The organism is Rhizobium albus (assembly GCA_030160035.1).
Taxonomy (GTDB): Bacteria; Pseudomonadota; Alphaproteobacteria; order Rhizobiales; family Rhizobiaceae; genus Georhizobium; species Georhizobium albus.
The window spans coordinates 1-25,599 of sequence record BSNO01000003.1; the positions used below are offsets into that span (position 1 = coordinate 1).

Here is a 25,599-nt window from a genome sequence, read left to right on the forward strand (position 1 = left end):
CCCTCCGCTGCGACAACGGTGCCCGACGTGCACCTGAGCCAGCATCGCGGCGAAGGCGGGCCAAAAGCTCGCCGCAATATCCCAGCCCTCAACACAGCCCCAGCATCCCGCATGGGGCTTTTTCGTATTCTGCACTCGTTAGGCAATAGAATCGCCGCTCACCCGGGAGGCGCGGATGCCTGAACCGATCCGAATGCGCAACTCGGTTCTTGACGGTGCATCTGGCCGAGGATGCCTCAGCGCTTCGGTCGCTCACAACCAGAATACCCCGAGCGCGAAGATCGCCAGGACAAGCGCGGTCGCCGTCACGGGGCCACCCGCGATCACGAAGTCTCGGAAGCGATAGCCGCCGAGGCTCATGGCGAGTGTGTTGTTGTGGTGCCCGAAGGGCGTCATGAAATCGATGGAAGCGCCGATCGCCACTGCCATGAGCAGCGGCTCGGGCGCGGCACCTGTTCGCGCGCTGAGTTCGAGGGCGATGGGAGCGAGGATGATTGCTGTCGATGCGTTGTTGACGAAGGGCGTGATGATGACGGCGACGACGAGCATGGCGACGGACAGATAGAGGTCGTGTGTGCCCGGAAGCAGGTCGATGATGCCGGTAGCGATGAGATCGGCGGTGCCTGTCTCGTAGACGGCGTTGCCAAGCGGGATCATCGCTGCCAGCATGATCAGGATCGGCCAGTCAAGCTCCGCGAGCGCCGTGCGCAGATTGAGATGGCCGCCGATCAGCATGGCGAGGATCGTGCCGCCGAATGCGATTTCGGGCGGCACGAGGCCACTCACCGCACACGCGATGCCGGCAGCGAAAAGAACCAGGGGCATCATGGAGCCATCGGATGGGCCGGCCGATCGCCTCGCAGGCGCAATCAGCAGCGCTTCGGCCTCATCCACGGCAGACAGGATGGCGGCACGATCGCCCTCGACATAGAGAATGTCGCCCACCGACAGGCGCATGTCTGACAGGCGCCCCTCGACGCGCGTGCTGCGGGTCGCGATAGCCCGTACCGTGACGGAGAACTCTTCGAAGACGGCAGCGGTGCGCGGCAGCGACCCGACGAGGAGAGACCCCGGGGTCACCACCATCTCCGCCATCTCCTGCGCCCGGATGGAGCCCGTCCAGCCGACTTGGCCCGCGTCGATCATCCGCTCCAGGCGACTATGCGCGATGCGCAGGACGCAGAGATCGCCTGCAGCGAGACGGATCGTGTCCGGCCGTCCAAACACGTGCTGGCTGTCTCTGATGACGGCGAAGATCTGGACCTCGTGCGATGCCTGCAGATCGCGCAGTGTAGCTCCGATCAGTGTCGAGCCTGAGGGGATCGACACTTCCGTCGTCAAGGCCCGATCCACCGAGCCAAGCGCGGCCTGATCGATCCGAAACCTGGCGATACGCGGTGCCGACCAGAGCGCCACGACGACCAGACCCGCCAGAGCGACCGGCACGCCGACCCAGGCGAAGTCGAAAAAGGCAAAGCCGGCCCCCGTGTGCTCAAAGAGAGCGTTGCTGACAAGCAGGTTCGCCGGCGTGCCGATGACGGAACCGAGGCCGCCAAGAAGGGCGGCGAAGGAAATTGGCATGATCAATTGCCGCGGGTCCATGCCCGTCGAACGGGCGACGCTGAGCGCGATCGGCAGCACCATGACGAAAGCGCCAATATTGTTGACGAAGACCGAAATCGCCGCCGTGAGGGCGCAGAGCGCCATCGTGATCCGCAGCTTGCCGACCCCAAGGCGCTGAATGCGCGCAGCAAGCACTTCGATGAGCGGGGTCCGTCCGATGACCTGGACGATGATGAGGATCTCGATAACGGTGAGGACCGCCGGGTTGGAAAGACCGGAAAAGATCGTCTCGGCTGGAACGATACCGATGAGGAAGGCAAGGCCGAGGCCGCAGAGAGCGGTGACTTCGATCCTCGGCCGCTCCAGTGCAAAGCATCCGAGCATGCCAAGCAGGATGGCGATGATCCCGACCTGTTCAGAACTCATGCTTTCCCCTCGCTGCTGGCGGCGAGGGTTACAGGGCTTCAGGGCAACGGCAAGTCCTAATCGGCGTTCAGCGTGCCGACGGCATGGGACGCAATGATTGCCGCCATCGCGCGGGACTGGTCGACGATCTCGCGGATGCCGGTGATTTCCAGAAGCGCCCCCTGACCGAGCGGCCCAAGCGCGAAGAGGTCCGATTGTGGCCGCCCGTCTGCTGCGTGAACGCGCCCGTCGGGTGTGACATCGATCCCGGCACCGGCGCGCGGGCGGCGCGCCAGCCCGCCCTCCTGCAGGCTTTTCATCAGCGGCGTTCGCGCAGCCGATTGATGGCCGCTGCAATCGATGACGAGGTCCGCCGTCACGCGCCGGCTAGTGCCCGTCCGTTGATCCTTCAGGACGACCAGGTTTTCTGCGACCTCCATCACCGCGGCGCGACGAATGCGCGTGTCGTTCCGTGAAAGCTCCCGTTGCAGGCGTATGGCCGAGGCTGGGGGAAGACGATGGCGATGAGAAAAATAATAGGGCTTCAGATGCCGGAGAAACGCGTTCTGCTCTGCCGTGCCGAGCGCTTGCCATGTCTGTCGTGCAATCGGGCGAAATCCGTTCATCAGGCCTTGCCAGCTCTGACCTCGGGCAACGGCCTCGCGGGCTTGCCGGCGAAAGGCATGGAGGATGTCGCTCGGCCGATCGTCGTCGGCATCCGGCCTGAACGGGATGGCCTGAACGGCGCGCTCCGTGTGCGGCGCCGGCAGAATGCCGCGGCGAGACACGAGGTCGATCGTGCCTTGAAAGCCCATGTCGCGAAGCCGGAACAGCATGTCCACCATGGTCAGGCCAGTCCCGACGAGGACGGCGTGACAGCCATGGTCCAGATCATTTTCGTCAAGCTTTGAGAAGGCGGCTCGACCAAAGCGTGCCTTCGGGCTGAAGACGCCATAGCCGGTCGCGATGACGATGGCGTCGACACCTAATTGTTCGGAGCCGGCCGTCACGACGATGCGGCCATCCGCATTGCGTTCGACAGCGGTTGCCTGCGCCTGGATGAAGCGGCTCGCCAGCGGTGCGTGGCCGAGAGCCTTCATCGCCCGCTCCGAGACATAGTCGCCATAGGTCGCGCGGGGCATGAAGGTGTCGCCGAGCTGGTCCGGCGAAGGTGAGCCGACTGGATCGCGGGCACTGAGCCAGTTCAGAAAATCATCGGGCCGATCGGGAAACAGGCTCGCATCGCGGCTGCGCACATTGAGCAACTCGCCGGCCCGCGCCCGGCCATAGGCCAATCCCTTCCCGAAATCGGGCGACGGATCGATCACAAGCAACTCTGCCGGCGCAGTAATCGTATCGGCAATCGCAACGGCGGCGGCAGCGCCGGTGAAACCCCCACCGACGATCGCAACCCGGTAAGGGCTCGACGACGATCGGGAACCAGCTGCTGCGCCGCCGCTCATGCCGCTAATTGCCGCTTGCTCCATCATTGCGGTAGAGCCGCCACCGCTTTGGCTTGAAGGCCACGCGGCCCGTTTCGCCGATTGGGTAATCGGCAGGCACCTCGATTTCGACGCGCGTCCGGTCGCCGCCGATCTCCAGTTCCAGATGGCGCGTTCCAGCGACGCGCCGCTGCGCCGCGACGGGGCCGGCAAGACCGCCGCCGGGGGGGTCGGTCAATATCTCGATGTCCTGCGGACGGAAATACAGGGTCGCCGGTCCGTCGGCTTCGCCGGACACGTCAATACCGAGCGGCCGGTCTGCGAGCCATGCCTGACCGGTTTCGATCCGGATCGGCAGCGCATTGGATTCGCCGATGAAGGAAAACACGAAAGGCGACGTCGGTCGGTCGTAGATGTCGTCGGCGGTTCCCACCTGTTCGATCCGGCCCTGGCTCATCACCACGACGCGGTCGGCAAGTTCCAACGCTTCTTCCTGATCGTGCGTGACGAACACAGTTGTATGCCCGGTCTGGTCGTGGATCTCGCGAAGCCATTTGCGCAGGCCCTTGCGCACCTGGGCGTCGAGCGCACCGAATGGCTCGTCGAGCAACAGGACGCGGGGCTCGATAGCAAGCGCGCGCGCCAGTGCCACGCGCTGGCGCTGGCCGCCGGACAACTGGTTCGGATAGCGTTTCTCCAGTCCGGGCAGCTGGACGAGATCCAGGAGCTCGAGCACCCGCCGCTCGATCTCGCGCTTGGGCGGGCGGATCGCAGCAGGGCGCACATTGAGCCCGAAGGCGATGTTGTCGAGCACCGTCATGTGCCGGAAGAGCGCGTAATGCTGGAAGACGAAGCCCACATTGCGGTCCTGCACGGAGCGGTGCGAGGCATCCTCGTCGCCGAAGAAGATCGCGCCGTCCGTCGGCTGTTCCAGCCCGGCGATCAGACGCAGCAGGGTCGTCTTGCCTGATCCGGAGGGGCCGAGCAGTGCGATCAGTTCGCCAGATCGGATGTCGAGCGACGTTTCATGCAATGCAGGAAAGCGGTCGAATTCCTTCCGGACCTTGTCAATTCTCAGTTCCATGAATGCTGTTCCTTGTCGCGATGAGGCGTCAGTGGCCGACGCTGTCGCGGCTGTATCGAAGTTCGAGAAGGGCCTTGAGGACGAGCGTTACCAGCGCGAGCAGCGCAAGCAGCGAAGCCACGGCGAAGGCGGCCGAGAAATTATACTCGTTGTAGAGGATCTCGACATGAAGCGGCATCGTGTTGGTCTGGCCGCGCAGGCGCCCCGAAATGACCGACACGGCGCCGAATTCGCCCATCGCGCGGGCATTGCAGAGCAGAACGCCGTAGAGCAGGCCCCATTTGATGTTCGGCAGGGTCACCCGCCAGAAGGTCTGCCATCCATTGGCGCCAAGCGAGATCGCAGCCTCTTCCTCGCCCGTTCCCTGGTCCTGCATGAGCGGGATGAGCTCGCGCGCGACGAAGGGAAAGGTCACGAAGATCGTGGCCAGCACGATGCCGGGCACTGCAAAGAGGATTTGGACCCCGTAGGACTGAAGATAGGGGCCGAGAACGCTGCCTGCGCCGAACAGCAGGATGTAGATCAATCCGGCGATGACGGGTGAGACCGAGAAGGGCAGGTCGATCAGCGTGATGAGAAACGCCTTGCCCTTGAATTCGAACTTCGCGATTGCCCACGCTGCGGCGACGCCAAAGACGAGATTGAGCGGCACCGCAATGGCTGCGACGAGCAAGGTGAGCTTGATGGCCGCCAGCGCATCCGGCTCGCGAAGCGCCGCAAGCGCCGCACCGAGACCGTTGCGCAGCGCCTCGGTGAACACCGCGACCAGCGGGATCACCAAGACCAGCGCCAGGAAGCTGAGCGCGATCCCGATGAGGATTGCCCTGGCGATCGGCCGCTCCGCGACGGGATCGCTCCAGCCGCGGCGCCGATCTGCAGCGGCGGGGGTGATGTCAGTTGCCATAGCCGAACCGCCTCCTGCTCCAGGCTTGAATGAGATTGATCGCCAGAAGAACGGCAAAGGAGAAGATCAACATGATCAAGGCAATGGTGGTCGCACCGGCGTAGTTGTATTCCTCCAGCCGGATGACGATCAGCAGCGGTGCGATTTCCGAAACGTAGGGAATATTGCCCGCAATGAAGATGACCGAGCCATACTCGCCGACTGCCCGACCGAAGGCGAGCGCGAAGCCCGTCAGTATCGCGGGCGCGAGCCCAGGCAGGATGATGCGGCTGATCGTCTGGAAGCGGTTTGCGCCGAGCGTCGCGGCAGCTTCTTCGACTTCACGGCTGATTTCTTCCATCACCGGCTGAACGGTCCGCACCATGAAGGGCAGGCCGATGAAGATCAGCGCGATGACGATACCGGTCGGCGTGTAGGCCAGGCGGATGCCGTAGGGCGCAAGATACTGGCCGATCCATCCGTTGGGAGCATAGAGCGCTGTCAGCGCGATCCCCGCAACGGCCGTCGGCAGCGCAAAGGGCAGGTCGACGATCGCATCGAGGATGCGGCGGCCGGGGAAACGGTAGCGCACCAGAACCCATGCGACGATCACGCCGAAAACGGCGTTGATGAGCGCAGCGATGAGCGAGGTGCTGAAACTGACCCGCAGCGCCTGAACAACGCGTGGATCGGTTGCAATTGTCCAGATACCCGACCAGCCAAGGGCCGCGGACCGAACGCCGAGGCCCGCAAGCGGGATGAGGACGATGAGGGTTAGGTAGGTCAGCGTGAAGCCGAGCGTCAGACCAAATCCTGGGATGACGCTCGGCTGCTTGAACCTCCAACCGGATGCGGTTGCAGATAATGCCATCGTTGATTATTGGCCCGGACGATAGATTTCGTCGAAGACGCCGCCGTCACCGAAATAGAAGGGCTGCGCTTCACCCCAGCCGCCGAAATCCTCGATCGTGACCAGCTCGACGTCACCGAAGCGTTCGATGTCTTCGGCTGCTGCTGCCTCCGGACGGAAGGGGCGGTAGAAGTGCTTGGCGGCGAGCGCCTGGCCTTCGTCCGAATAGAGATAATCGAGATAGGCTTCTGCGAGTTCGCGGGTGCCTTTCTGGTCGACGTTGCCGTCGACGATCGCGACCGGTGGCTCGGCCAGGATGGAGATCGAAGGCGTCACTATATCGAAGGCGTCGGGGCCGAGTTCTTCGATCGCGAGATAAGCCTCGTTTTCCCAGGCGAGCAGAACGTCGCCGATCTGGCGCTGCACGAAGGTTGTCGTCGAACCGCGGGCACCGGTATCGAGAACAGGGACGTTGCGGTAGATCTGGCCGACAAACTCCTTTGCCTGGTCCTCATTGCCGAAATCGGCCCGCGCCCATGCCCAGGCCGCAAGGAAGTTCCAGCGCGCGCCGCCCGATGTCTTCGGGTTCGGGGTGATGACCTCGACGTCGTCGCGGATCAGATCGTCCCAGTCTTCGATGCCTTTCGGATTGCCCTTGCGCACGAGGAACACGATGGTCGACGTGTAGGGGGCATTGTTGTTTTCGAGCGTGCCGCGCCAATCGGCCGGAATCTTGCCGGACTCCTCGGCAATGGCGTTGATATCGGCTTCAAGCGCGAGCGTGACGACATCGGCGGCCAGTCCGTCGATCACCGTGCGGGCCTGAGCGCCGGAGCCACCATGCGACATCTGGATGGTGACGTCGTTGCCCGTGTCAGCCTTCCACTTCGCAATGAAAGCGGCGTTGAATTCGCGGTAGAGTTCGCGGGTAGGATCGTAGGAGACGTTGATCAGGGTCTCCTGCGAAAACGCCATGCCCAGCGCTCCGAACTGGACGGTGCCGGCCAAGAGGGCGGCAGTGAAGATCTTAGAAAACCGAGTGCGCATAGGAACCTCCGAGTGGATTGCCTTTAAACTCTATCGGTTTGGTCGTGTATAAGAACGCAGTTTTCCACTGTTGGCAATCTGCTGCGGGAAACGCTTTGCCGTTCAGGCGAGCTTTCGCGCAATGAATGTTTCGGCAGGCACGCTCAGGCTATCGGCGATGGTCGTGCTGTCCAGCACGCCACGCGTGGCAACCGCAACCTTCTCGAAAACGCGCCGAACTTCGCATGTGGCTTCGTCTTTGCAGTCGTCACAGCGCTGATAGGCGATACGGCTGAGGCACGGGAGCGGCGCGAGCGGTCCATCGATGATGCGCAGGACTTCGCCAAACGAAATCTCCGATGCGTCTCTCAGCAGCAGATACCCGCCCATCTTGCCGCGTCGGCTGACGACGATGCCGTGGTGTTTGAGGTCGAGCAGGATCTGCTCCAGGAATTTCTTCGGAATGTCCTGTTCCTCGGCGATCTGTCCGATCATCACGGGCTCGTCTGGCGCGGCCCGCGCCAGCGCCACCAGCGCCCGCAGCGCATATTTGGCTTTTTGAGAGATCATCGAAGGTCGCCTTTCGCCGTAGCTATAATGGATCGGGCGCGTTCGGCAAAGGCTCGGCGCGCAGAGTGTATTTGAGCCAACAACGAACCTCGTGAGTTGTCGGATTGGTCAGATGGAACATGCGGGTGGGCTGTTGGTTGGGTCGCAAATCGTCCAACCAGGAGTTTCACTGATGACCTATCGCTCGGACACAGTCATAGGCGACGATCTTCCCAGACAGGGAACGAACCGAATTGGTCAAAGAAGCGGCCCGATCTTCGAGGGCCAGGACATTGCCGGCGCGGCTGTGGCCACGCTGATGATGCTTGGTCCGCTGCTTGCCTATTCCATCGGCCTCTGATGCCTGAGCCGTTTTCGTCGCGACTGCGGTGTTTTGATTCTCCTTGGTACAAGGTGAAGGTCGAAGCCGCCGCCAGCCGAGCAAGCGGTAGCTTCGTCCGAACGGATACCCAAGCCCATGGGTAGACCGCTTGGCTCGTTCGACCCATGCCGGCCTCAACTGACGCCTGTCATCGCTATTCCCGCCCGAAACGAAGAGGCCAGGCTGCCGCGCGTGCTCGATGCGTTGGAGCGGCAGTGTCTGCCGACCGATGATCGGCTCCCGGTACTTCTCTTGATCAACAATTCGAGCGACGGCTCCTTCCAGCTTGCGACGAGGCTCGGCGCCCGACTAAAGCAGCTCGACCTGACCGTCCGAGCGGTAACCTTTGCGCCTGATGAGGCGACCGTGGGGATGGCCCGTAGGACTGCCATGGATCATGCGCTGGCCTTGGCGCCATCGGGATCCTCCGTTCTGCTCATGACCACGGATGCAGACGCGGAGCCGGACCCAGGCTGGGTCGCCGCAAATCTGAAAGCCGCACATGCGGGCGCTGATCTCGTGGCGGGGAGGATCGTAGCGGATCCATCGGAGGAAGCGCTGCTCGGGATCGGGCTGATCAGGCGCAGCCGTTCCTTCGACGCCTATTGCCGCACGCGCAGCCTTTTGGGCTCCCTTTTGGATCCGATCGATCACGATCCCTGGCCCCACCATCGCTTCGAAATGGCGGGCAGCTTAGCCGTTCGCGGCGATGTCTACGCTGCGGTCGGCGGGCTTGACCCGCTGGCTTACCGCGAAGACCTGGCCTTCGTCTCGAAGGTAAGGGCATCTGGGTATCGGGTCCGGCACAGCGTCGATGCGGTGGTGACGGTATCTGCGCGCACATGCGGCCGCGCACCGGAAGGCATGTCCCAGAGCCTGGCGCGCTGGAAGGTCGAGGCGGAACGCGGAGATCCGCTGCTCGTGGAGGATCCCGCCAAGACCGTGGCGCGTTTCCTGTTGCGCCGGGAATTGCGCGCCGCGGACAGGTTCGAGATCATCGCCTGCCTGCAGGCGGCCGGCATGACCCATGTGACCCTGCCCTCAGGCGAGCGCGCCGCAAGAGCCGTTGCCATTGAGCTGCTCGCAAAGGACGATCTCGATGCATGCGAAGTTCCGGTCGAAGTTGCCCTTATCGAGTTCGAGCGGGTCATGCGCGGATATGCCGAGTGCGCAGCAACCGAAGAGCTTGTGTATGCCGGTTGATCTGGCGGGCTTGGCCAAGGCGATCGGTGCCGGTTCGGCGGAATGCGATGCACAGGGCAGTTTTCCGGAAGCGGCATTCGCGGCACTGAAGGAAGCCGATCTTCTCGCGCGACCACCGGTGGACGCCGACGCGACGCCTGAACTGCTCAGGCTTCTGGCAGCTATTGGCCGCGGCGACCTGAGCACGGGCAGGCTTTACGAAGGGCATGTCAACGCGGTGATCCTTGCGCGCCAGTTTGCGCAACGCGCCGCGCTGGACAGGGCCAATCGGCTGCTTGCTTCGGGAGGCTGGTTCGGTGTGTGGAACACCGATGCGCCGCAGGATCCGTTGAAGATCGAAAACGGCATTCTATCCGGCAAGAAGAATTTCGCCTCCGGCGTGGAGCGATTGAGCCATGCGATCGTCACCACCGGCAGCATGGCGGAACGCATGATGTGGCTCGTGCCCGTGGAAGGTTTGCCGGTCGATCGTTCGTGGTGGAAGCCCCTGGGCATGCGATCGTCAGGCAGCCACGTGGTCGACTTCACCGGACTGCGGGTTCAGGACGACTGGGCGCTCGGATCGCTTGGCGACTATACGCGCGAACCCTGGATTTCGGCCGGCGCGATCCGCTTTGTGGCGGTCCAGGTGGGCGGCATGCACGCTGTTCTGGATGTTACGATCGACCACCTTCGGTGCTCGTCCCGCTCGGACGACCGCCTTCAGCAACAGCGCCTGGCGACGATGGCGACCGCTGTTGAGACCGGGTATCTGTGGCTCGATCGCGTAGGGCGCGAGTGGAGGCAGACAGGCTTTGCGGACACGGTGATCCCTGCCACGGCGGCGGCGCGCGGTGCGGTCGAAGCCGCAGCCATGCTCGTGCTCGACCTGGCTGAAAAATCCGTCGGCGCCGCAGGCATGATTGCCCCGCATCCGCTGGAGCGGCTGGTCCGCGACCTGCGCACCTATCTGAGACAGCCGAACCCAGACGGGGCGGCCGACATCCTCGGCAAAGCGGTCGCCGAACGGACGTGGGCACCAGGAAGCGGAGGTGTGGAGCCATGAGCCGATTTGCCGTGACCGATCTCGACGGGCCGATTCTCGTCGTCGCGCCCCACCCTGACGACGAAACGCTTGGCTGTGGCGGTCTGATCGCGCTGGCGACCGAGGCCGGAATGACAGTCCACACGCTGTTCGTTACCGATGGCAGCGCGTCGCATCCCGCGTCGCAGACATATCCACCGGATGTGATGGCCGAAATCCGTGCGGGGGAAGCGGAAGAGGCGCTCAAGCGGCTCGGCGCAGAGCACCAGCCGCGCTCATTCCTCAAGCTGCGCGATGGGCGGATGCCTTTTCCCGGCAAGGGTGCCTACCGCGATGCGGTGGATGTCGTTTCCGAACTCGTCTCGGGATCGAGGTTCAAGACCGTCGTGGTGCCATGGCGGCGCGACCCGCACACGGATCATCGCATCAGCTGGCGCATTGCGATGGATGCGGTTCGGGGCAATGGGATGGAGGTCACGCTGCTGGAATATCAAATCTGGCTCGCAGAAAACGGCCAGGCAGAAGACTGGCCGGGCGATGGAGAGGTCGCGGCTGCATCACTCGACATCTCCATGGTGATGGATCGCAAGCACCATGCGCTCGAAGCGCATCGGTCTCAATTGGGCCTGGTGGTCCATGACGATCCGAGCGGCTTTGCGCTGTCAGCAGAGACCATTGCGCGGCTGGTCGGCCAGACTGAGAACTATTGGGTCAGCCGATGGCCCGCCCCATAAACCTCGACGGCTTCGAAGACCTGTTCCAACGCGATCCGGATCCCTGGGACTACGAAACCTCGGCATTCGAAGCGCATAAGCGATCGGTGCTCTTGAGGTACGCCGGGCTTGGGCCGCGCGGTCGCGTGCTCGAGCTGGCCTGCGCGAACGGGGTCACGACGCAAGCACTCATGAATGTGGGCTTGCGCGTCACGGCGTTGGACGGATCGCAAACCGCGATCTCCCAGGCGCAAGCGCGGCTGGGCAAGATCAGTCGTCTGCGGCTGCTGCATGCAAATCTGCCGGAAGGCATGGCGAAAGAGCGCTTCGACCTGATCGTCGTTTCAGAGATCGTCTATTATCTCGGTAGCATCGCAGCCCGGCGCCTGGCCGCGAGCGTGGCAGATCGCGTCGCACCCGGAGGACGGGTGGTCGTGCTTCACCATCACCTCAACTTTCCAGATGCGTCGGTCAATCCGGAACACGCCCATCGGGATTTCGTCAGGCTGCTGCGAAAAAGGATGACGCTGATCCGCTCGGCCCGCACCGGGCGCTTCTGCGTCGCGGCGCTGGTGGCCGGACATCGCCATTGAGCGAGCGTGCTTCGGTCCCAAAAGAAAAAGGGCGGCATCTCTGCCGCCCTTTCGTGTGTCTTACGACTTGGACCAGTGGTCCCGCTTCAGATCGAAGCGATCCGCGTTCATGACCTTTGTCCAGGCCTTCACGAAGTCACGCACGAACTGATCTTTCGTATCCTCCTGCGCATAGTGCTCGGCGAGCGCGCGCAGCTGCGAGTTCGAACCGAAGATGAGATCCACGCGGGTACCTGTCCACTTGACCTCGTTCGACTTGCGATCGCGACCTTCGAAGACGTCCTGCGCTTCCGAAACAGCCTTCCAGGCCGTGTTCATGTCGAGCAGGTTGACGAAGAAGTCGTTCGAGAGCGTGCCGACCTGATCGGTGAAGACACCGTGCCTGGAGTTGCCGTGGTTTGCGCCGAGAACGCGCAGGCCACCAACGAGCACCGTCATCTCTGGCGCCGTCAGCGTCAGAAGCTGCGCACGGTCGATCAGGAGTTCCTCGGTCGGGATGGAGAAGTCGACCTCGAGGTAGTTGCGGAAGCCATCGGCCTTCGGTTCCATCGGCTCGAAGGACGCTGCATCGGTCTGCTCCTGCGACGCATCCATGCGGCCCGGCGTGAACGGCACGTCGACATCATGACCGCCATCGCGGGCTGCCTTCTCGACCGCTGCCACACCGGCCAGCACGATGAGGTCGGCGAGCGACACTTTCTTGCCACCCGTCTGCGACGCGTTGAACGACGACTGGATGCCTTCCAGCGCGCTCAGCACCTTGGTGAGCTGTTCCGGGTCGTTGACTTCCCAGTCCTTCTGCGGAGCCAGGCGAACGCGAGCGCCATTGGCGCCGCCGCGCTTGTCCGAGCCGCGGAAGGTGGAGGCCGATGCCCAGGCGGTCGAGACCAGCTCGGAAACCGTAAGACCCGTAGCAAGGATCTTCGACTTCAGGTCCGCGATGTCTGCATCATTGACCAGCTCATGGTCGACGTCCGGGATCGGATCCTGCCAGATCAGCACTTCCTGCGGCACTTCCTCGCCGAGGTAGCGCACGCGCGGACCCATGTCGCGGTGGGTGAGCTTGAACCAGGCACGCGCGAATGCGTCGGCGAACTGATCCGGGTTCTCATGGAAGCGCTTGGAGATCGGGCCGTAGATCGGGTCCATCTTCATCGCCATGTCTGCGGTCGACATCACAAGCTTGACGCGGTTGCCCGAACCATCGACCTGCGGTGCGTGATCCTTTTCGGCAAGATCGCGGGCATGCCACTGCCAGGCACCGGCCGGGCTCTTGTCGAGTTCCCATTCATAGCCGAACAGAACGTCGAAATAGCCGTTGTCCCACTGGATCGGGTTGGCCGTCCACGGGCCCTCGAGGCCGCTGGTGATCGTGTGGATGCCACGGCCGCTCTCGAACGTGCTCGTCCAGCCGAGACCCTGATCGGCAATGTCGGAGCCTTCCGGATCCTTGCCGACCAGCGAGGCATCGCCGGCGCCGTGCATTTTGCCGAAGGTGTGGCCACCCGCAACGAGTGCGACGGTCTCTTCGTCGTTCATGGCCATGCGGCCGAAGGTCTCGCGGATATCCTTGGCGGAAGCCAGCGGATCGGGACGGCCGTCCGGACCTTCCGGGTTCACGTAGATGAGGCCCATCTGAACGGCGGCCAGCGGGTTTGCGAGCTCGCGCTCACCGGAATAGCGGCTCTTTGCGGCATCAGAAGGCGCCAGCCACTCTTCTTCCGTGCCCCAGAAGATATCCTGCTCGGGCTCGAAGACGTCTTCGCGGCCACCTGCGAAACCAAACGTCTTGAAGCCCATGGATTCCAGGGCGACGTTGCCGGTCAGGATGAACAGGTCGGCCCAGGAGATCTTGTTGCCGTATTTCTGCTTGATCGGCCACAGGAGGCGGCGTGCCTTGTCCAGATTGGCGTTGTCCGGCCAGCTGTTCAGCGGTGCGAAGCGCTGCGTGCCGGAAGAGGAGCCGCCACGGCCATCGCCCGTGCGGTACGTGCCGGCGCTGTGCCATGCCATGCGAATGAAGAACGGGCCGTAATGGCCGTAATCGGCCGGCCACCAGTCCTGCGAGTCCGTCATAAGCGCCGTCAGATCCTGCTTCAGCGCCTTGTAGTCGAGCTTTTCGAACTTCTCGGCATAGTCGAACTTCTCGCCCATCGGATTTCCGAGCGGGGAGTTCTGGTGAAGGATGCTGAGGTTCAGCTGGTTCGGCCACCAGTCCCTAAGCGTCTTCGCCTGCGAGAGCGAGTGGATGACCGGGCATTTGCCGGCCTTATCGACTTTGGCGTCCATATTGTGCGTCCTTCCCTGAATGGCGTGAGCGTCTTACGTCTTGCGTGACACCGCTTGTGAGCGGCGCGTAAACGAGCGTTGCAGGATGTGCCTTCGGAGCCTGAGGCGATGGGCACGGTCCTTTCTCTGGTGGCAGCGTCGTACCAGAGAAGTTCGATCAAATAAATTTGGAATTTCTGATTGTTGCGATAATCTAGGGTTATGAAAAACCTCACGCTCAAGCAACTGCGCTATTTCGAGGCGCTCGCCCGGCACGGGCATTTCGGCCGTGCCGCCGATGCCTGTTCGATTTCCCAGCCGGCGCTCTCTGTCCAGATCAAGGAGCTTGAAGAGGGTGTCGGAGCCGAGCTTTTCGACCGCAGCGCGCGCCAGGTACGGCTGTCGCATGTCGGCAAGGCATTCGCGCTTCGCGTGCGCGACATTTTACGATCGGTGGATGAACTAGGCGACCTGGCGCGGGCATCTCAGGCGCAACTGGTGGGACAATTGCGGATCGGCATCATCCCGACGGTCGCGCCTTATTTGCTGCCGTCGGTCATGGAGCGCCTGTCCAGGCTGTACGAGGGGCTCGACATCCATGTGCGGGAAACGCTGACCACAACGCTGGTGCAGGACCTCGAAAACGGCAGCCTCGACACGGCGATCGTCGCGCTGCCCGTGTCCGAGCCCTCGCTGACGGAGGTCGCGCTCTTTTCAGAGAAATTCGTGCTGGTTCGGCCGCGGGCGGACGCGGACAAGCCTGTTCCCGATCGCGATGCTCTAAAGGAGATGCGACTGCTTCTTCTGGAGGAGGGGCATTGCTTCAGGGACCAGGCGCTCTCTTTCTGCAATCTGCATGCCGCCCCGCCGCGTGAACTGCTCGAAGTCGGCTCGTTGTCGACCCTGGTGCAGATGGTAAGCGCCGGCATCGGGGTGACGCTGATCCCGGAAATGGCTGTTTCCGTCGAGACGCGGTCGGCCGATGTGGCGATCAATCGCTTCGAAGGCCCGCAGCCCTCTCGAACGATCGGCATGGTTTGGCGCAAAACGAGTCCGCTCGGGCTTCAGTTGCAAAAGATCGCGGACATCGTACGTCTGGCCGGAAGTGACATTCAGCAGAGCGCTGAACAGAACGGCTAGGTGAGCGGCCCCATTGCCGAACTGGCAACCTAGGTTTGATCCAGTTCGGCAAGACGCTGCCTCACGGGCTCCAGAAGCAGTCTCATCTCCGCCGCATGCGCTGCGAAGTCGCCAAAAGCAGCTGTCGGTACTGCGCCCGGATCTTCCTGATGATCGACGGGGGGATAGGGCTCGTCCATTTCTCTCACGAGCTTTTCCAGTGCAGCGCGTTCGAAATCGAAATTCGCGAAGAGCCACAGCAGAAGACGCCGTTGTGCCTCGATCCGACCCATCAATGCGTCATGCGTTTCGATCATCGCCGCCACCTCGCTTCCGTGATGTGAAGAGAACTGCATGTGCGCGCGAGGGTTCCGCGCAACTCCCGATATGAAAAAGTCCATCCGGCTGGCTGACCGGATGGACTTCGATCGAATGGGAGGATCGCACCGTTTCCCGGGCGATCCGATGTCAAGGTCAGTTGCCTGAGAGCGTGCGTGGCGTCGGCGAGGGAGACGGCGTCGACGATGTCGTCGAAGTCACCTTCGGGCCGGACGTCTCATTGGATGCCTGAGGCGCGGTTGTCGACGAGGTAGCAGGCTTGTCGTCAGCCTTTGTGTCGACCTGCGACTTCACTTCCGCCTTTGCAGCGGAGTAGGCATCGTCGGCAACATGCTTGGCTTTTTCATAGCCTTCGCTCACCATGTCCTTGGCGCGATCCTGCGCTTTCTGGCTGGCGTCGCCTAAATACTGCTCCTCGGTGCGGGTCGTCGGTAACATAGCCGCGATCGCTGCACCGACGGCAAGGCCGATCGCGCCAAGCACGAGCGGCTCGCGGTCGAGGACGTCGACGAAATTGCGGCGCATGCGCATGCCAGCTTCGCTTACACGGTCGGCCGCATGAGACAGGCTCTCACCCGCATCGGATAGCCCGTGGCTTGCCGTATCGCGCACCGAGCCCCAGGCAGCCGAAGCGCTGTCGGCAGCATCATGGGCCGTGCGCCTTGCTGCGTCAGCCGATGCGCCGAGTGCGCCTGATGTCTTATCCAGTACACCCGACGAGGAATGGCTGCTGGCGGACGAATGCGTGCCGGTGCGGCCCACTGTGGAACCGCCTGTCGCGGAGCCGCTGAGGCTGCTCGCCGAAGACGTGTCGTAGTCGGTTGAGGAGAAATCGGTCGACGTGGGCCGGCCTGTGCCGCGGTAGCCCGTGTTGGATGAGCGCGACAGCGACGGTGTACCTGAACCCATCATGAGCCAGGCCAAGCCGCCACCAATCAGCCCGAGGGCGAGGGGATTGTCGCGGACCTGTCGCTTCAGGTTGCCCACGAACACATTGGCGTCGCCTGCCTTGAAGTAGTCGACGACCTCGTCCATCAGCTGGCCGGGCGAGACCTTGGCCTTCAGATGCTCAGCGGTGTTGGCGATCTCGGCGCGAACGCGCTCGGCGTCACGCTCGATATCGGCGGGTGAATTCGTGTTCATCGTGCTTGCTCCTGCGCCAGATCGGCGTCTTTGCGCAATTGATGCGCTGTGCGATTGGGGGCGAGTTCGGATGGCGACATGTTGGTCGAGCCGCGTTTGACGAGCATGGCGCCAACGGCCGCGACGAGCACCCCAACCAGAAGGGAAGCCCAGCCGACGCCGAGGCCGAGATTGGCCAGACCGACGATCAGCGCCTGCAGCAGCACGATCAGTGCAGCAAGCAGGAGGAGGGCACCCGCAGCGACTTCCATCGCTCCGTTGCCGACCTTGTGGGCGCTCTCGTTCAATTCACTGCGCAGCAGCCGACCCTCGGTCTGAACGAGCGTCGAGAGTTGCTGCACGAGATCGGACACGAGGGTCGCGATCGAACGGTTGTCTCTGTCGTCGATCATCGCTGAAACCTCTCGCTGCCGGTCGTAGACGTCATGCCGCCGGCCTGGCTGCCGTAACCCGTTGTCCGCGTATTGGAACCGGTGGTGCTGGTGTGGCTGTCGCTGGAGGGCGCGGCTGTGGCGAAGCGAACGAGCGCGAAGCCGGCGAGCATGGAACCCGCCAGAAATCCGATCGGATTTTCACGACCGAAGCGACGGACGGAATCGACCATTGCGCCAGTAGACTTGCCTTCAAGCGAGCGCGAAAGCTGCTCGAGACCGGAAGCCGCATGGGACACCATCTCGGCGGCCGGTCCGGCCTGCTTGTCCTTCAGTGTTTCGCTTGCGCTTTTCAGCGCGTCGGCAAAACCGTGCATGTGCGATGCCGCGTCGCCCTTGATCGACTCGGCCTTGTCTTCGGCAAGCGCGCGCGCTTTGTCGCCGACGGATGTCGCTTCGTCCTTGATCGTGTCCGTGGCCGACTTGAGCGACGACGGAGCCGCGGTTCCATGTCTGCTTGGGTTCATCGTGTTGCTGGACAGGCTTGGCCCGGCATTGCCGGAAATCTTGTCATTATCGTCCATTGTCTGCTCCTGCTTCTGGGGCGTCACGGCCGGCGGTTCCGAACGTGTGCGTCCTTTTCAGTGCAGGGCGAAGCTCTGGAGGCCGCGAATGTTCCCTTGCCGGTAACGAGTTTATTTTTGCGGGTTTGTGGAACGCAATTCGATCGACAGGAGCGTGCGGAGGGAGGAAAAAGATCATGCACCGCGTTGGGAGGACCGAAATGAACGTTAGCTGCTGTCGAGTGGTCTGGTTGATGACTGTCCTTGGCCTCGCGTCGGCTTCGACCGGAATAGCAATCGCCGACGGTATTTCGAAGGATGTTGCCGCGCCCTATCCCTTCATCGGGAAATGGGACTGCGAGGTTGCGGTCATGAGTTTCACCGAAACGACCTACAACAATGGCTCTGAGGATCTGCCGATCATCGAGATCCAGGAGGGGACGGACGGGTCCTACGCGCTTTTCATCGAGGACGATTATTTCATCTCCCTCTCAGGCTTCACGGGCGAAAGCATGGGTTGGCTGTCATCCGCGACCGGCGACAATTTCAACTGCGTGCGCATCGACTGACACTGCGACCAAAACCGCACTTCGCGCCCTGCGCCTTGACCCTGCTGCTCACGGGCGCGAAAACGCGTCTCGAAGATGTGGACCAGCAGGGAAGGACTGCAGCGGATGACGACGGATAGCCTCGAGCCTAGTGGCGGCAGTTCGCAATCGGACGGCGAGCGCCCGCTTTTTCGACGTGCCGATCTATCCGTTTTCCAGCCGAAGCCCGACCGCTTCTACGATGTCGCCTACTCGCAGACCATCCGCGCGATGGTGCAGGCCGTGCTCGAAGCGGAAGCACCGGTGCGCGACGACGTGCTTGCCCAGCGCATCGCACGCGCCCATGGCTGGCAGCGAACCGGAGCGGCGATCCGCAGCCACATCGAGCGCCACCTCAAGACTGTGGAATCCTCGACCGAAGAGGGTGGCCGCTTTCTATGGCGTGATGGTCAACAGAACGAGCCGATCGCCTATCGTCACCACGCCACTGAGGACGACAGGCGATCCGTCGGCGACATCGCGCTCGTCGAGCTCGCAGCGTTGGTGCGCGAGAACCCCAAGCTCGTCGAAACCGAAGATCCGGCATTGGCTTTTTCCCGCATGATCGGGTTGAGCCGGCTGACCGCGCCGAGCCGTGCGCGACTGGACGCGGCCATCGAACAGGCGCAAAGTCGGTAATCAAGAGGATACATACTGATATGCGCGCAGACGCTCGCCCGATCATCATCACTGCGCTGGACATTCAGGACAGGGGCGGAGAGATCGTGCTGAGTTGCGCGGCGGCGGATGGGCAGGACCTCGTGCTGCAACTGAACGACGAACTGGTGTCGAAGCTGGCTGCTGCCCTGGAGGCGCGGGACAGGGCGCGCGTTGCCGGGCAGGAATGCCTGCATCCCGGCGAGCTCAACGCTTCGAACGACGATTGATCGCTCAAACGGTCTGAACGCGGCCAAGCGGCTGGATGATGGTCCGGCCATCCACTTCGGCGATATGGGCGGTGATGCCATAGATGCTGCCGAGCATCTCGTGGCTCAGCACGTCTTCGGGCAGGCCGTCGGCCTTGATCGTCCCAGCGTCGACCAGAAGAATGCGGCTGCACCAGCGGGCGGCCAGCGCCAGATCGTGAATGCAGACGAGCACGGTCGTACCGGCTGTGGTCAGATCGGTCAGCACCTGCATGAGATCGATCTGATGCCCGGGATCGAGCCCGGCGGTCGGTTCGTCCACGAGAAGCAGCGGCGCCTCCTGGGCAAGCGCCCGAGCGATCAGCGCGCGGGCGCGCTCGCCGCCCGAAAGCTCGGTTGCCGGCACGGCGCGCAGATGTTCCACGTCCATCCGTGCCATCGCGCGATCAATCGCCTCGAGATCCGTATGTGCAAGCGGTGCGAAGGGCTTGCGGTGCGGGGTGCGACCGAGTGCGACGAGATCTGCGACGGCGATGGGCCAGGCGATCTCACGCTCCTGCGGAAGATAGGCAATGCGCCGGGCGCGTTCGCCGGCTTTCATGCGCCGCAGATCGACGCCATCGAACTCCATGCTGCCATCGCTGGGCAACAGGCCGACAAGGGCACGCAGAAGCGTCGATTTCCCCGCGCCATTGACGCCGACAAGCCCGATTAGTTCGCCCTTCGTTGCGGTGAAGGAGACGCCGTCGAGCACCGCCCGCCGTCCGAGCCGCACCGACAGGTTTTGAACGACAAGCCCGCTCATGCAGCGCTCCTGCGGTGCTTGATCACGAGCCAGAGGAAGAAGGGAGCACCGATGGCAGCGGTCAGCACACCGAGCTTCAAGTCGCGTTCAGGCGCGATCAGGCGCACGGCCACATCTGCCGCCAGAAGCAGGCATGCGCCGCCGAGCGCACTTGCCGGCAGCAAGCGTGATGGCTGCGAACCGACGAGAGGGCGCAGAAGGTGCGGGACGATGAGCCCGACGAAGCCGATTGCTCCGGCAACGGCCGCCGCCGCTCCAACGCTCAGCGCCGTGCCGAAGGTCGCGAGCACGCCCAGCCGACGCATGCTTGTTCCCATGCTCGCTGCAGTGTCCGGCCCAAGCGTCAGCGTGTCGAGCATGCGGCCAAGACCCGCGAGCAAGGCCCCGCCGGCCAGCATGAAGGGCGCTGCCAGATAGACATGGACCATCGATCGATCGGCAAGCGAGCCCAGCATCCAGAAGACGATTTCGAGCGCGGCGAACGGGTTGGACGAGAGATTGAGCACCAGCGAGGTCATCGCTCCCGCAAGGCTCGAAAGCGCGACGCCCGCCAGGATGACCGTCAGCGCGCTGCCGGTCCTGCCAGCAAACAGATGCAGCGCGAGGACGGAGGCGAGCGCGCCTAAAAGCGCCATCAGCGGCAAGGACAGCGCAAAGGCCGCTGCCAGGCCGCTATGGATCGCGATGACCGCGCCGAGCGAGGCCGACGCGCTGACGCCGAGCAGCCCGGGTTCGGCCAGCGGATTGCGCAGATAGCCCTGCAGCACCGCCCCGGAAAGCCCGAGCGAGGCACCGATCATCAGGCCGAGCAGCGCCCGTGGCAGGCGGATTTCCCACATGACCAGTGTCAGCGCGCTTTCGTCGGGCGAGACGAGCACGCGAAGGCTGTCGACCGGCGAGAGATCGGCCGGCCCCGTCAGAAGCGACAGGAAGAACAGCATGAGCACGAGCAGAGAGAGCCCGCCGAGCAGAACCTTGGTACCGGCAGCGCGTCTCATGGCCGGCCATCCGCGATGTCGGCTGCAGCATTCTGCAGGAGTTCGATCGCATCGAGGGTGAAGGGCCCGCCGCAGACCCAGTGCGGGCCGGGAAGCGAAAGCGTCCGGCTGGTCGCCGCCACGCGCCGGAAGGCGGGATGGGCGAAGTTTTCCTCGGCCCGCACGCGCACGCCATCGCCATCATCGGTCGTCACCAGAATGTCTGGCGCCTGCATGACCATGACTTCGAGCGGTACCCGCCCCATGCCTGTGACGCCGAGCGCATCGGCAACATTGGTGAGGCCGGCGGCCTCTACCACCGCATGCGCAAGCGTGCCGGGGCCAAGCGCGTAGCTGTCGGGTTCGTAGATGGCGACATCCAGATCCGACCGGTCACTGCCCAGTCCGGCAAGCCGCGTATCGAATGCGGCGACAAGCTCTGCGGCTTCGTCTTCCCGTCCAAGCAGCGAGCCCATGCGCTGAAGGTTCGACCGGATGTCATCGAGCGACGTTTCGGGTGCGAATTCCTCGACGTGGATGCCGAGCCGGCGGAGCATCGCAACTGTGCTGCGGGTGGTGAACGTTCCGGCCAGAACGAGATCCGGGCTCAGCTGATGGATTTCCTCGGCGCGCCCGTAATTGATCGGATAGGCTGCCGCATCTTCGGCCAGCATCGAATAATCCGCGTCGCGGGCAAGGCTTGAAACCGAGATCAACTGGCCGTCGGCGGCAAGCAGCATGGCCAGTTGATCGGTGCAGACATTCATCGACACCACGCGTTGCGGCATGGTTTCGGCGCTGGCTGTCGGCGCGGCGGCAAGGGCCACCACGCCGACAAGGCTCAGCAGAAAGCTGCGCGCGCCAAGCGTCAGAACGTTCCCCTCAATCCAACGAAGGCCGTCCGGCCTTGCGCGTTGTAGCCGAAGATTTCCTGGTAATCCTCGTCGAACAGGTTCTCCACCCGGCCATAGGCCTCGAACGTCTCGTTGAACCGGTAGCTGCCGCCGATATTGACCGTCTGGTAAGCGTCGAGCGTCACGCGGCTTGGCAGCGTCGGAACGAAGGCCACATCTTCCATTTCGCCGTTGAAGATCACTTCGCCGAAGAGCGACGCGCGCTCCTCCAGGAAGCGATAGGTAAGGCCGAGCGATCCCGAATGGCGAGGTCTGCGCACCTCGGCAAGACGTGGCCCGCCGCTCTGGCTCTGCTCGCTGGCATCGAGATAGGTGTAGCTGCCCCTGGCCGAGAGCCCTGATCCGAGGTCGAACGTCGCGGCAATCTCGATGCCCTGACGACGGCTTTCGCCCAGAAGGTTGATCGGCGTCGACGCATAGGTCGGCGCCGGCCCGAACACCGTTGCGATCTCGTTGGTCAGATCCTGGTTGAAATACGTGAGATCGACGATGAGTGCCCCGCCGAGGAAGCCCTGTTCGATGCCGATATCGAACCCGATGCTCTCTTCCGGCACGAGGTTGGGATTGCCGACGAAGCTATCCGGATCATAGCCGAACTGCTCAATGAAGGTGGGGTTGGTCACGCCCGTCCCGATCGAGGAATGGAGCCGCGTCAGCGTGCCCGGTACGGCCCAGGCGCCGCTCAGGCTGAACGTGGTGCTATCGGCGAACCGGTCGTTCAGATCGTGGCGGACCGCGCCATTGAGGAAGAACTGGCCGAGATATTCCCCGCGATACTCGGCCACGAACGAGTTTCCGTCACGGCTCTGGCGGTCGGCGAGGTGCGACGGCAGGTAGGTTTCCCGCTCGAACTCGTAGCCGCCCGTGATGGTGTGCGTGGCGTCGAGCAAATTCGGCGTGTCGAACGCATAGGTCGCCTGATAGGCAGCGGTGACGCGGTTGCCGTTGCTCGTCGTCGTTCGAACGCCATCGGTAAAGTTTTCGCGGTCGATGTCGTTTCCGGAAAGACGGAACTTCTGCGTCCAGGCGCCGTCCGCCGACTCATGCGTGAGACCGAGCGAGCCGACAAGCTCTTCCGTCGCCGTTTCCTCGTCGCCATCGACGACAAGGCCAACGAAGGGGCCGGGCAGGAAGTCCGGCGGTCCCAGCGTGTCGAAATTCTGCGGATCGAGTTCGCTGCGGCGATTGACGTAGCGCAGCGTGCCGTCGAGCGTCAGTCCCGGCATCAGGTCGTAGGCGAAGCGGCCGTTGAGCGTGGCGTTGCGATCGCCGTCCTTCTCTGAGCCGAACGGCGAGATGTTGTAGCCGTCGGTGCGCCGGAGCGTGGCACCGAGCGACAGACCGAAATCGTCGCGCCCACCACTCAGCGTCACGCCACCGAGAATGGTGCCATCCGTGCCGGTCTCGCTGCGCACATTCGTTCGCAAGCCGTTTCGCTCGCCGCGCTTGGTGATGACGTTGATGACGCCCGAAAGCGCGTTGGAGCCATAAAACGCGCTCTGCGGCCCGCGCAGGACCTCGATGCGTTCGATGTCGGACGTCATGAGGCTGCCGAAATCGAACTCGCCGGCTGCCGTGTCGCTGACGTCGACGCCGTCGATCATGACGATGACATGGTTGGCTTCCGCACCGCGCACCCGCACCTGTGTCTGCGCCCCGATCGATCCCATGCGGGAGACCGACAATCCAGGAACGGTGCGCAGGATATCGGCGACCGACGTCACCTGGCTTCGCTCGATATCTTCGGCGGTGATCACAGTGAAGGCACGGCCGGATTTTTCCTGAGCCACCGGCGTCAGTCCGTCGGTGACCAGCAGCCGGTCGAGAACGGTGGTGGTCTCGGATTCTTGAGCGCCGGCAACGCCGGCAGCAGCCAGCAGGATTACCCCTGCTGGAATGAACGCTTTAAACAATGGGTCTGCCCTTCGGGTCGTGGAACGGCACGGTGGCACGCTCCCGGTTTCATCAGAAACCGCAGACGGACGGACGGCAGAGGCGATATGCACAAAGGCTCACCAAAGGTCGCACCCGGCGTGCGGCAACACTCTTTCAAATGTCACCGCCACGGACGACCGCGCATGGACCACACCCCGTGTCCACGCATGGGTGACTGGAACAGGCAGGTCTCCTGACTTCCGCGTCAACGCTTCGTCTTCCGCCTTCCCGAATGTGCGAACACACCCAGTGGCATCATGGAAGGAAGCTCGGCGGCTACAGTTGCGGGGGCAGTTGCGGAATTGGCCGAATGGCCGAACCGCATTCCCTTTTCATCCACCCGAAAGTGAAACCCGTTCCGAGCACACGTGTAGGGGTGGGCGTTCCGCGGGTCAATCCACAGGCTCGCCCATGCTGGGAAATCTTCTCTCCGAAAGATATCTAAAGCGTCTCGATGGTTTTCAGGGCGCCATCCAGCGCCTTGCCTTCCTCATCGAGAAGGGCGGCTTCGCGCAGGCGCCGCAGCCAGTCGGCCGCATCTTCCCGGTGGCGGATCATTGGCAGGCCGTCCATCACGCGTCGATATTTCGACAGGCCGCGCTCATGCGTGTCGGAATAACCCTTGATCAGGCGTCGGCATTTCAGCACCTCGACGGCCAGGTCGTAATTGATGTCGCGGACCGACAGCGCCGTTTCCAGCCACTGCGCCATGTGCTTCATCTCCACCTCGTGCCGGAGCAGGCGGCGTCGCGCAGGCTTCAGCGTCGCAATCCCGTAGAGCATGCCGAAGCCGACGATGCCGTCGGTGCGGATGCGTCGGCCGCGGTTGAACACCTTGTCGAGCGCGCCGAAGACCCGTGGGCTGCTTTCGATCCAGCGTCCGAGGCGGACGGGCAGCGTGCCACAGATTTCCTGCATGCGCGGATGGAAATACTCCGTCACATGGGCGATGGCGTCGCCGCCGATCCCTTGTTCGCGCCGCAGCCGCGCTTCACGGCTGGCGCGGGTCTTCAGGTCTGCCACGCGGATGATGTCGTCGTAGACGAGCGCATTGGCGATGTACTTGGCCGCCTCGATCGACAGCCGCCATTCATGCGCGGCATCGTCGATGGCGATGACCTTCTTCAGATGGTCGAGATAGTCGCGGCCATAGGCGAGATCCTGGTAATCCACGACCTTGCGCAGACCACGGCCTGCCATGTCCTGCACGGGGGCGGGAAGATCGCCGACCATGGAGCGCAGTGCGCGCCATTCGGAGACGAGCGCTTCCGGGCCTTCCGGATCGCGCGCTTCGGCCTTGACCGCTTCGGGAACGGCAACAGCCGGCGTCTTTCCGCCCGCAAGGGCGAGGTCGCAGGCCGCATTGAACGCCCGCAAGCTCGCTTCGACGCCGCGGCCGGAGCGCCGGATGGTGGCCTCATAGGCTTCACGCTCGAAGGGCAGGGCGCCGCTGCCGGCCAGAGCCCCGAACAAGCTCGAGGAAATCACGCTGCCGGCATCCACGGCGACCTGCTCCATGTCGAAACAGACGAGGCGGTGTGCAGCGGCGGCAACGGCTTCCGTCACCCCGGGAGCATCGGCGCGGCCGTCGCCCGGTACGATCTTTTCCGAAACGGCGAGCACACGGTGCGCTGAGGCGATGAGGGTCGTGCGATCAGGCGTCACGAAGCCGCGCATGACGGCGCGCCCGGCTTCCATCAGCTCCGCGGCAATGAGGATGTCGACGTCGCCGGGAGCCGGGCTCAGCGAGAAGACCGGGTCGCGGCCGCCATCGGGGGTCATTTCCACATAGTAGATCGTCGCGCCCGTGCGCTGGGCAACGCCCGCGACAGATGTCGACTGCGCCCGATAGCCCGCATGTTCGGCGAGATCGATCACCCAATCGGTGAGCACGCCGCCGCCCTGGCCGCCAACGGCCAGGATCGCGATCTTGATGATCGACGTGGTGGCGTCGACGCCGTCGGTCGGAAGGTCGGGAAGGCGGTGAATGGTCAT

26 protein-coding genes and 1 riboswitch are annotated in these 25,599 nt (G+C 63.4%); of the genes, 9 read left to right on the plus strand and 17 right to left on the minus strand.

The window, feature by feature from the left end:
• Nucleotides 1–252: 252 nt before the first annotated feature.
• From QQL76_RS07820 to QQL76_RS07850, 7 genes are all read right to left on the minus strand, one after another.
• Entirely contained in the window at nucleotides 253–1,989 is a 1,737-nt protein-coding gene (locus QQL76_RS07820; protein WP_499207147.1) for an SLC13 family permease, read from the minus strand.
• A gap of 56 nt (nucleotides 1,990–2,045) precedes the next feature.
• Nucleotides 2,046–3,458: an FAD/NAD(P)-binding protein gene (locus QQL76_RS07825; protein WP_499207148.1), complete on the minus strand. Its 1,413-nt coding sequence runs from the start codon at nucleotides 3,456–3,458 to the stop codon at nucleotides 2,046–2,048.
• Entirely contained in the window at nucleotides 3,436–4,494 is a 1,059-nt protein-coding gene (locus tag QQL76_RS07830; RefSeq protein WP_499207149.1) for a sulfate/molybdate ABC transporter ATP-binding protein, read from the minus strand. Before QQL76_RS07830 ends, QQL76_RS07825 begins: the two co-directional genes overlap by 23 nt.
• A 28-nt stretch (nucleotides 4,495–4,522) precedes the next feature.
• On the minus strand, nucleotides 4,523–5,398 hold the full coding sequence (cysW, locus tag QQL76_RS07835; RefSeq protein WP_126012059.1) for a sulfate ABC transporter permease subunit CysW: 876 nt from the start codon (nucleotides 5,396–5,398) through the stop codon (nucleotides 4,523–4,525).
• Nucleotides 5,388–6,248, minus strand: a complete 861-nt coding sequence (gene cysT, locus QQL76_RS07840) for a sulfate ABC transporter permease subunit CysT (RefSeq protein ID WP_499207150.1) — start codon at nucleotides 6,246–6,248, stop codon at nucleotides 5,388–5,390. The genes cysW and cysT overlap by 11 nt, the downstream gene beginning before the upstream one ends.
• A 6-nt stretch (nucleotides 6,249–6,254) precedes the next feature.
• On the minus strand, nucleotides 6,255–7,274 hold the full coding sequence (locus tag QQL76_RS07845) for a sulfate ABC transporter substrate-binding protein (protein WP_499207151.1): 1,020 nt from the start codon (nucleotides 7,272–7,274) through the stop codon (nucleotides 6,255–6,257).
• A 102-nt stretch (nucleotides 7,275–7,376) separates the two neighbouring features.
• Nucleotides 7,377–7,823, minus strand: coding sequence for an RrF2 family transcriptional regulator (locus QQL76_RS07850; protein WP_499207152.1), 447 nt, complete (start codon nucleotides 7,821–7,823; stop codon nucleotides 7,377–7,379).
• Nucleotides 7,824–7,995: 172 nt separating this feature from the next.
• Between QQL76_RS07850 and QQL76_RS07855 the strand changes: the two genes are divergently transcribed.
• From QQL76_RS07855 to QQL76_RS07875, 5 genes are all read left to right on the plus strand, one after another.
• Nucleotides 7,996–8,163 carry a hypothetical protein gene (locus QQL76_RS07855; protein WP_499207153.1) on the plus strand — a complete coding sequence of 56 codons (168 nt, stop codon included), beginning with the start codon at nucleotides 7,996–7,998 and terminating at the stop codon, nucleotides 8,161–8,163.
• Between the two features lie 117 nt (nucleotides 8,164–8,280).
• A complete protein-coding gene (locus tag QQL76_RS07860; protein WP_499207154.1) occupies nucleotides 8,281–9,387 on the plus strand; it encodes a glycosyltransferase family 2 protein in 1,107 nt (368 codons plus the stop codon).
• Nucleotides 9,377–10,432: an acyl-CoA dehydrogenase family protein gene (locus QQL76_RS07865; protein WP_499207155.1), complete on the plus strand. Its 1,056-nt coding sequence runs from the start codon at nucleotides 9,377–9,379 to the stop codon at nucleotides 10,430–10,432. The genes QQL76_RS07860 and QQL76_RS07865 overlap by 11 nt, the downstream gene beginning before the upstream one ends.
• Nucleotides 10,429–11,145: a PIG-L deacetylase family protein gene (locus QQL76_RS07870; RefSeq protein ID WP_499207156.1), complete on the plus strand. Its 717-nt coding sequence runs from the start codon at nucleotides 10,429–10,431 to the stop codon at nucleotides 11,143–11,145. The genes QQL76_RS07865 and QQL76_RS07870 overlap by 4 nt, the downstream gene beginning before the upstream one ends.
• Nucleotides 11,130–11,717: a class I SAM-dependent DNA methyltransferase gene (locus tag QQL76_RS07875; protein WP_499207157.1), complete on the plus strand. Its 588-nt coding sequence runs from the start codon at nucleotides 11,130–11,132 to the stop codon at nucleotides 11,715–11,717. Before QQL76_RS07870 ends, QQL76_RS07875 begins: the two co-directional genes overlap by 16 nt.
• A 60-nt stretch (nucleotides 11,718–11,777) precedes the next feature.
• Here QQL76_RS07875 and katG read toward each other — a convergent pair whose 3' ends face one another.
• Nucleotides 11,778–14,006 (minus strand): catalase/peroxidase, encoded by a 2,229-nt coding sequence (katG, locus tag QQL76_RS07880; RefSeq protein WP_499207158.1) that lies wholly within the window; start codon nucleotides 14,004–14,006, stop codon nucleotides 11,778–11,780.
• A gap of 201 nt (nucleotides 14,007–14,207) precedes the next feature.
• Between katG and QQL76_RS07885 the strand changes: the two genes are divergently transcribed.
• A complete protein-coding gene (locus tag QQL76_RS07885; RefSeq protein ID WP_499207159.1) occupies nucleotides 14,208–15,125 on the plus strand; it encodes a hydrogen peroxide-inducible genes activator in 918 nt (305 codons plus the stop codon).
• Between the two features lie 29 nt (nucleotides 15,126–15,154).
• Here the strand turns inward: QQL76_RS07885 and QQL76_RS07890 are convergent, their stop codons facing one another.
• The 4 genes from QQL76_RS07890 to QQL76_RS07905 all read right to left on the minus strand — a co-directional run bounded on the left by QQL76_RS07890 (nucleotide 15,155) and on the right by QQL76_RS07905 (nucleotide 17,541).
• On the minus strand, nucleotides 15,155–15,421 hold the full coding sequence (locus QQL76_RS07890; protein WP_499207160.1) for a hypothetical protein: 267 nt from the start codon (nucleotides 15,419–15,421) through the stop codon (nucleotides 15,155–15,157).
• 157 nt (nucleotides 15,422–15,578) lie between these two features.
• Nucleotides 15,579–16,586, minus strand: coding sequence for a DUF3618 domain-containing protein (locus QQL76_RS07895; RefSeq protein WP_499207161.1), 1,008 nt, complete (start codon nucleotides 16,584–16,586; stop codon nucleotides 15,579–15,581).
• Nucleotides 16,583–16,978 (minus strand): phage holin family protein, encoded by a 396-nt coding sequence (locus QQL76_RS07900; RefSeq protein ID WP_126012033.1) that lies wholly within the window; start codon nucleotides 16,976–16,978, stop codon nucleotides 16,583–16,585. The genes QQL76_RS07895 and QQL76_RS07900 overlap by 4 nt, the downstream gene beginning before the upstream one ends.
• Nucleotides 16,975–17,541 carry a hypothetical protein gene (locus QQL76_RS07905; RefSeq protein ID WP_499207162.1) on the minus strand — a complete coding sequence of 189 codons (567 nt, stop codon included), beginning with the start codon at nucleotides 17,539–17,541 and terminating at the stop codon, nucleotides 16,975–16,977. Before QQL76_RS07905 ends, QQL76_RS07900 begins: the two co-directional genes overlap by 4 nt.
• A 233-nt stretch (nucleotides 17,542–17,774) precedes the next feature.
• Between QQL76_RS07905 and QQL76_RS07910 the strand changes: the two genes are divergently transcribed.
• The 3 genes from QQL76_RS07910 (at nucleotide 17,775) to QQL76_RS07920 (ending at nucleotide 18,994) form a co-directional block, all read left to right on the plus strand.
• Nucleotides 17,775–18,089 (plus strand): hypothetical protein, encoded by a 315-nt coding sequence (locus tag QQL76_RS07910; protein WP_499207163.1) that lies wholly within the window; start codon nucleotides 17,775–17,777, stop codon nucleotides 18,087–18,089.
• A gap of 105 nt (nucleotides 18,090–18,194) precedes the next feature.
• Nucleotides 18,195–18,746 carry a DUF3320 domain-containing protein gene (locus QQL76_RS07915; protein WP_499207164.1) on the plus strand — a complete coding sequence of 184 codons (552 nt, stop codon included), beginning with the start codon at nucleotides 18,195–18,197 and terminating at the stop codon, nucleotides 18,744–18,746.
• 20 nt (nucleotides 18,747–18,766) lie between these two features.
• On the plus strand, nucleotides 18,767–18,994 hold the full coding sequence (locus QQL76_RS07920) for a hypothetical protein (RefSeq protein ID WP_499207165.1): 228 nt from the start codon (nucleotides 18,767–18,769) through the stop codon (nucleotides 18,992–18,994).
• A gap of 4 nt (nucleotides 18,995–18,998) precedes the next feature.
• On the opposite strand, the gene QQL76_RS07925 is transcribed toward QQL76_RS07920, so the two are convergent.
• From QQL76_RS07925 to QQL76_RS07945, 5 genes are all read right to left on the minus strand, one after another.
• Nucleotides 18,999–19,778, minus strand: coding sequence for an ABC transporter ATP-binding protein (locus QQL76_RS07925; protein WP_499207166.1), 780 nt, complete (start codon nucleotides 19,776–19,778; stop codon nucleotides 18,999–19,001).
• Nucleotides 19,775–20,776 carry a FecCD family ABC transporter permease gene (locus QQL76_RS07930; RefSeq protein ID WP_499207167.1) on the minus strand — a complete coding sequence of 334 codons (1,002 nt, stop codon included), beginning with the start codon at nucleotides 20,774–20,776 and terminating at the stop codon, nucleotides 19,775–19,777. The genes QQL76_RS07925 and QQL76_RS07930 overlap by 4 nt, the downstream gene beginning before the upstream one ends.
• A complete protein-coding gene (locus QQL76_RS07935; RefSeq protein WP_499207168.1) occupies nucleotides 20,773–21,543 on the minus strand; it encodes an ABC transporter substrate-binding protein in 771 nt (256 codons plus the stop codon). Before QQL76_RS07935 ends, QQL76_RS07930 begins: the two co-directional genes overlap by 4 nt.
• An 80-nt stretch (nucleotides 21,544–21,623) precedes the next feature.
• Complete coding sequence (locus tag QQL76_RS07940) at nucleotides 21,624–23,582, minus strand: TonB-dependent receptor plug domain-containing protein (protein ID WP_499207169.1); 1,959 nt, start codon at nucleotides 23,580–23,582, stop codon at nucleotides 21,624–21,626.
• A gap of 188 nt (nucleotides 23,583–23,770) precedes the next feature.
• Nucleotides 23,771–23,976, minus strand: a riboswitch (cobalamin riboswitch).
• 69 nt (nucleotides 23,977–24,045) lie between these two features.
• The gene (locus QQL76_RS07945; RefSeq protein WP_499207170.1) at nucleotides 24,046–25,599 is read right to left on the minus strand and encodes an indolepyruvate oxidoreductase subunit beta family protein; all 1,554 of its coding nucleotides are present in this window, start codon (nucleotides 25,597–25,599) and stop codon (nucleotides 24,046–24,048) included.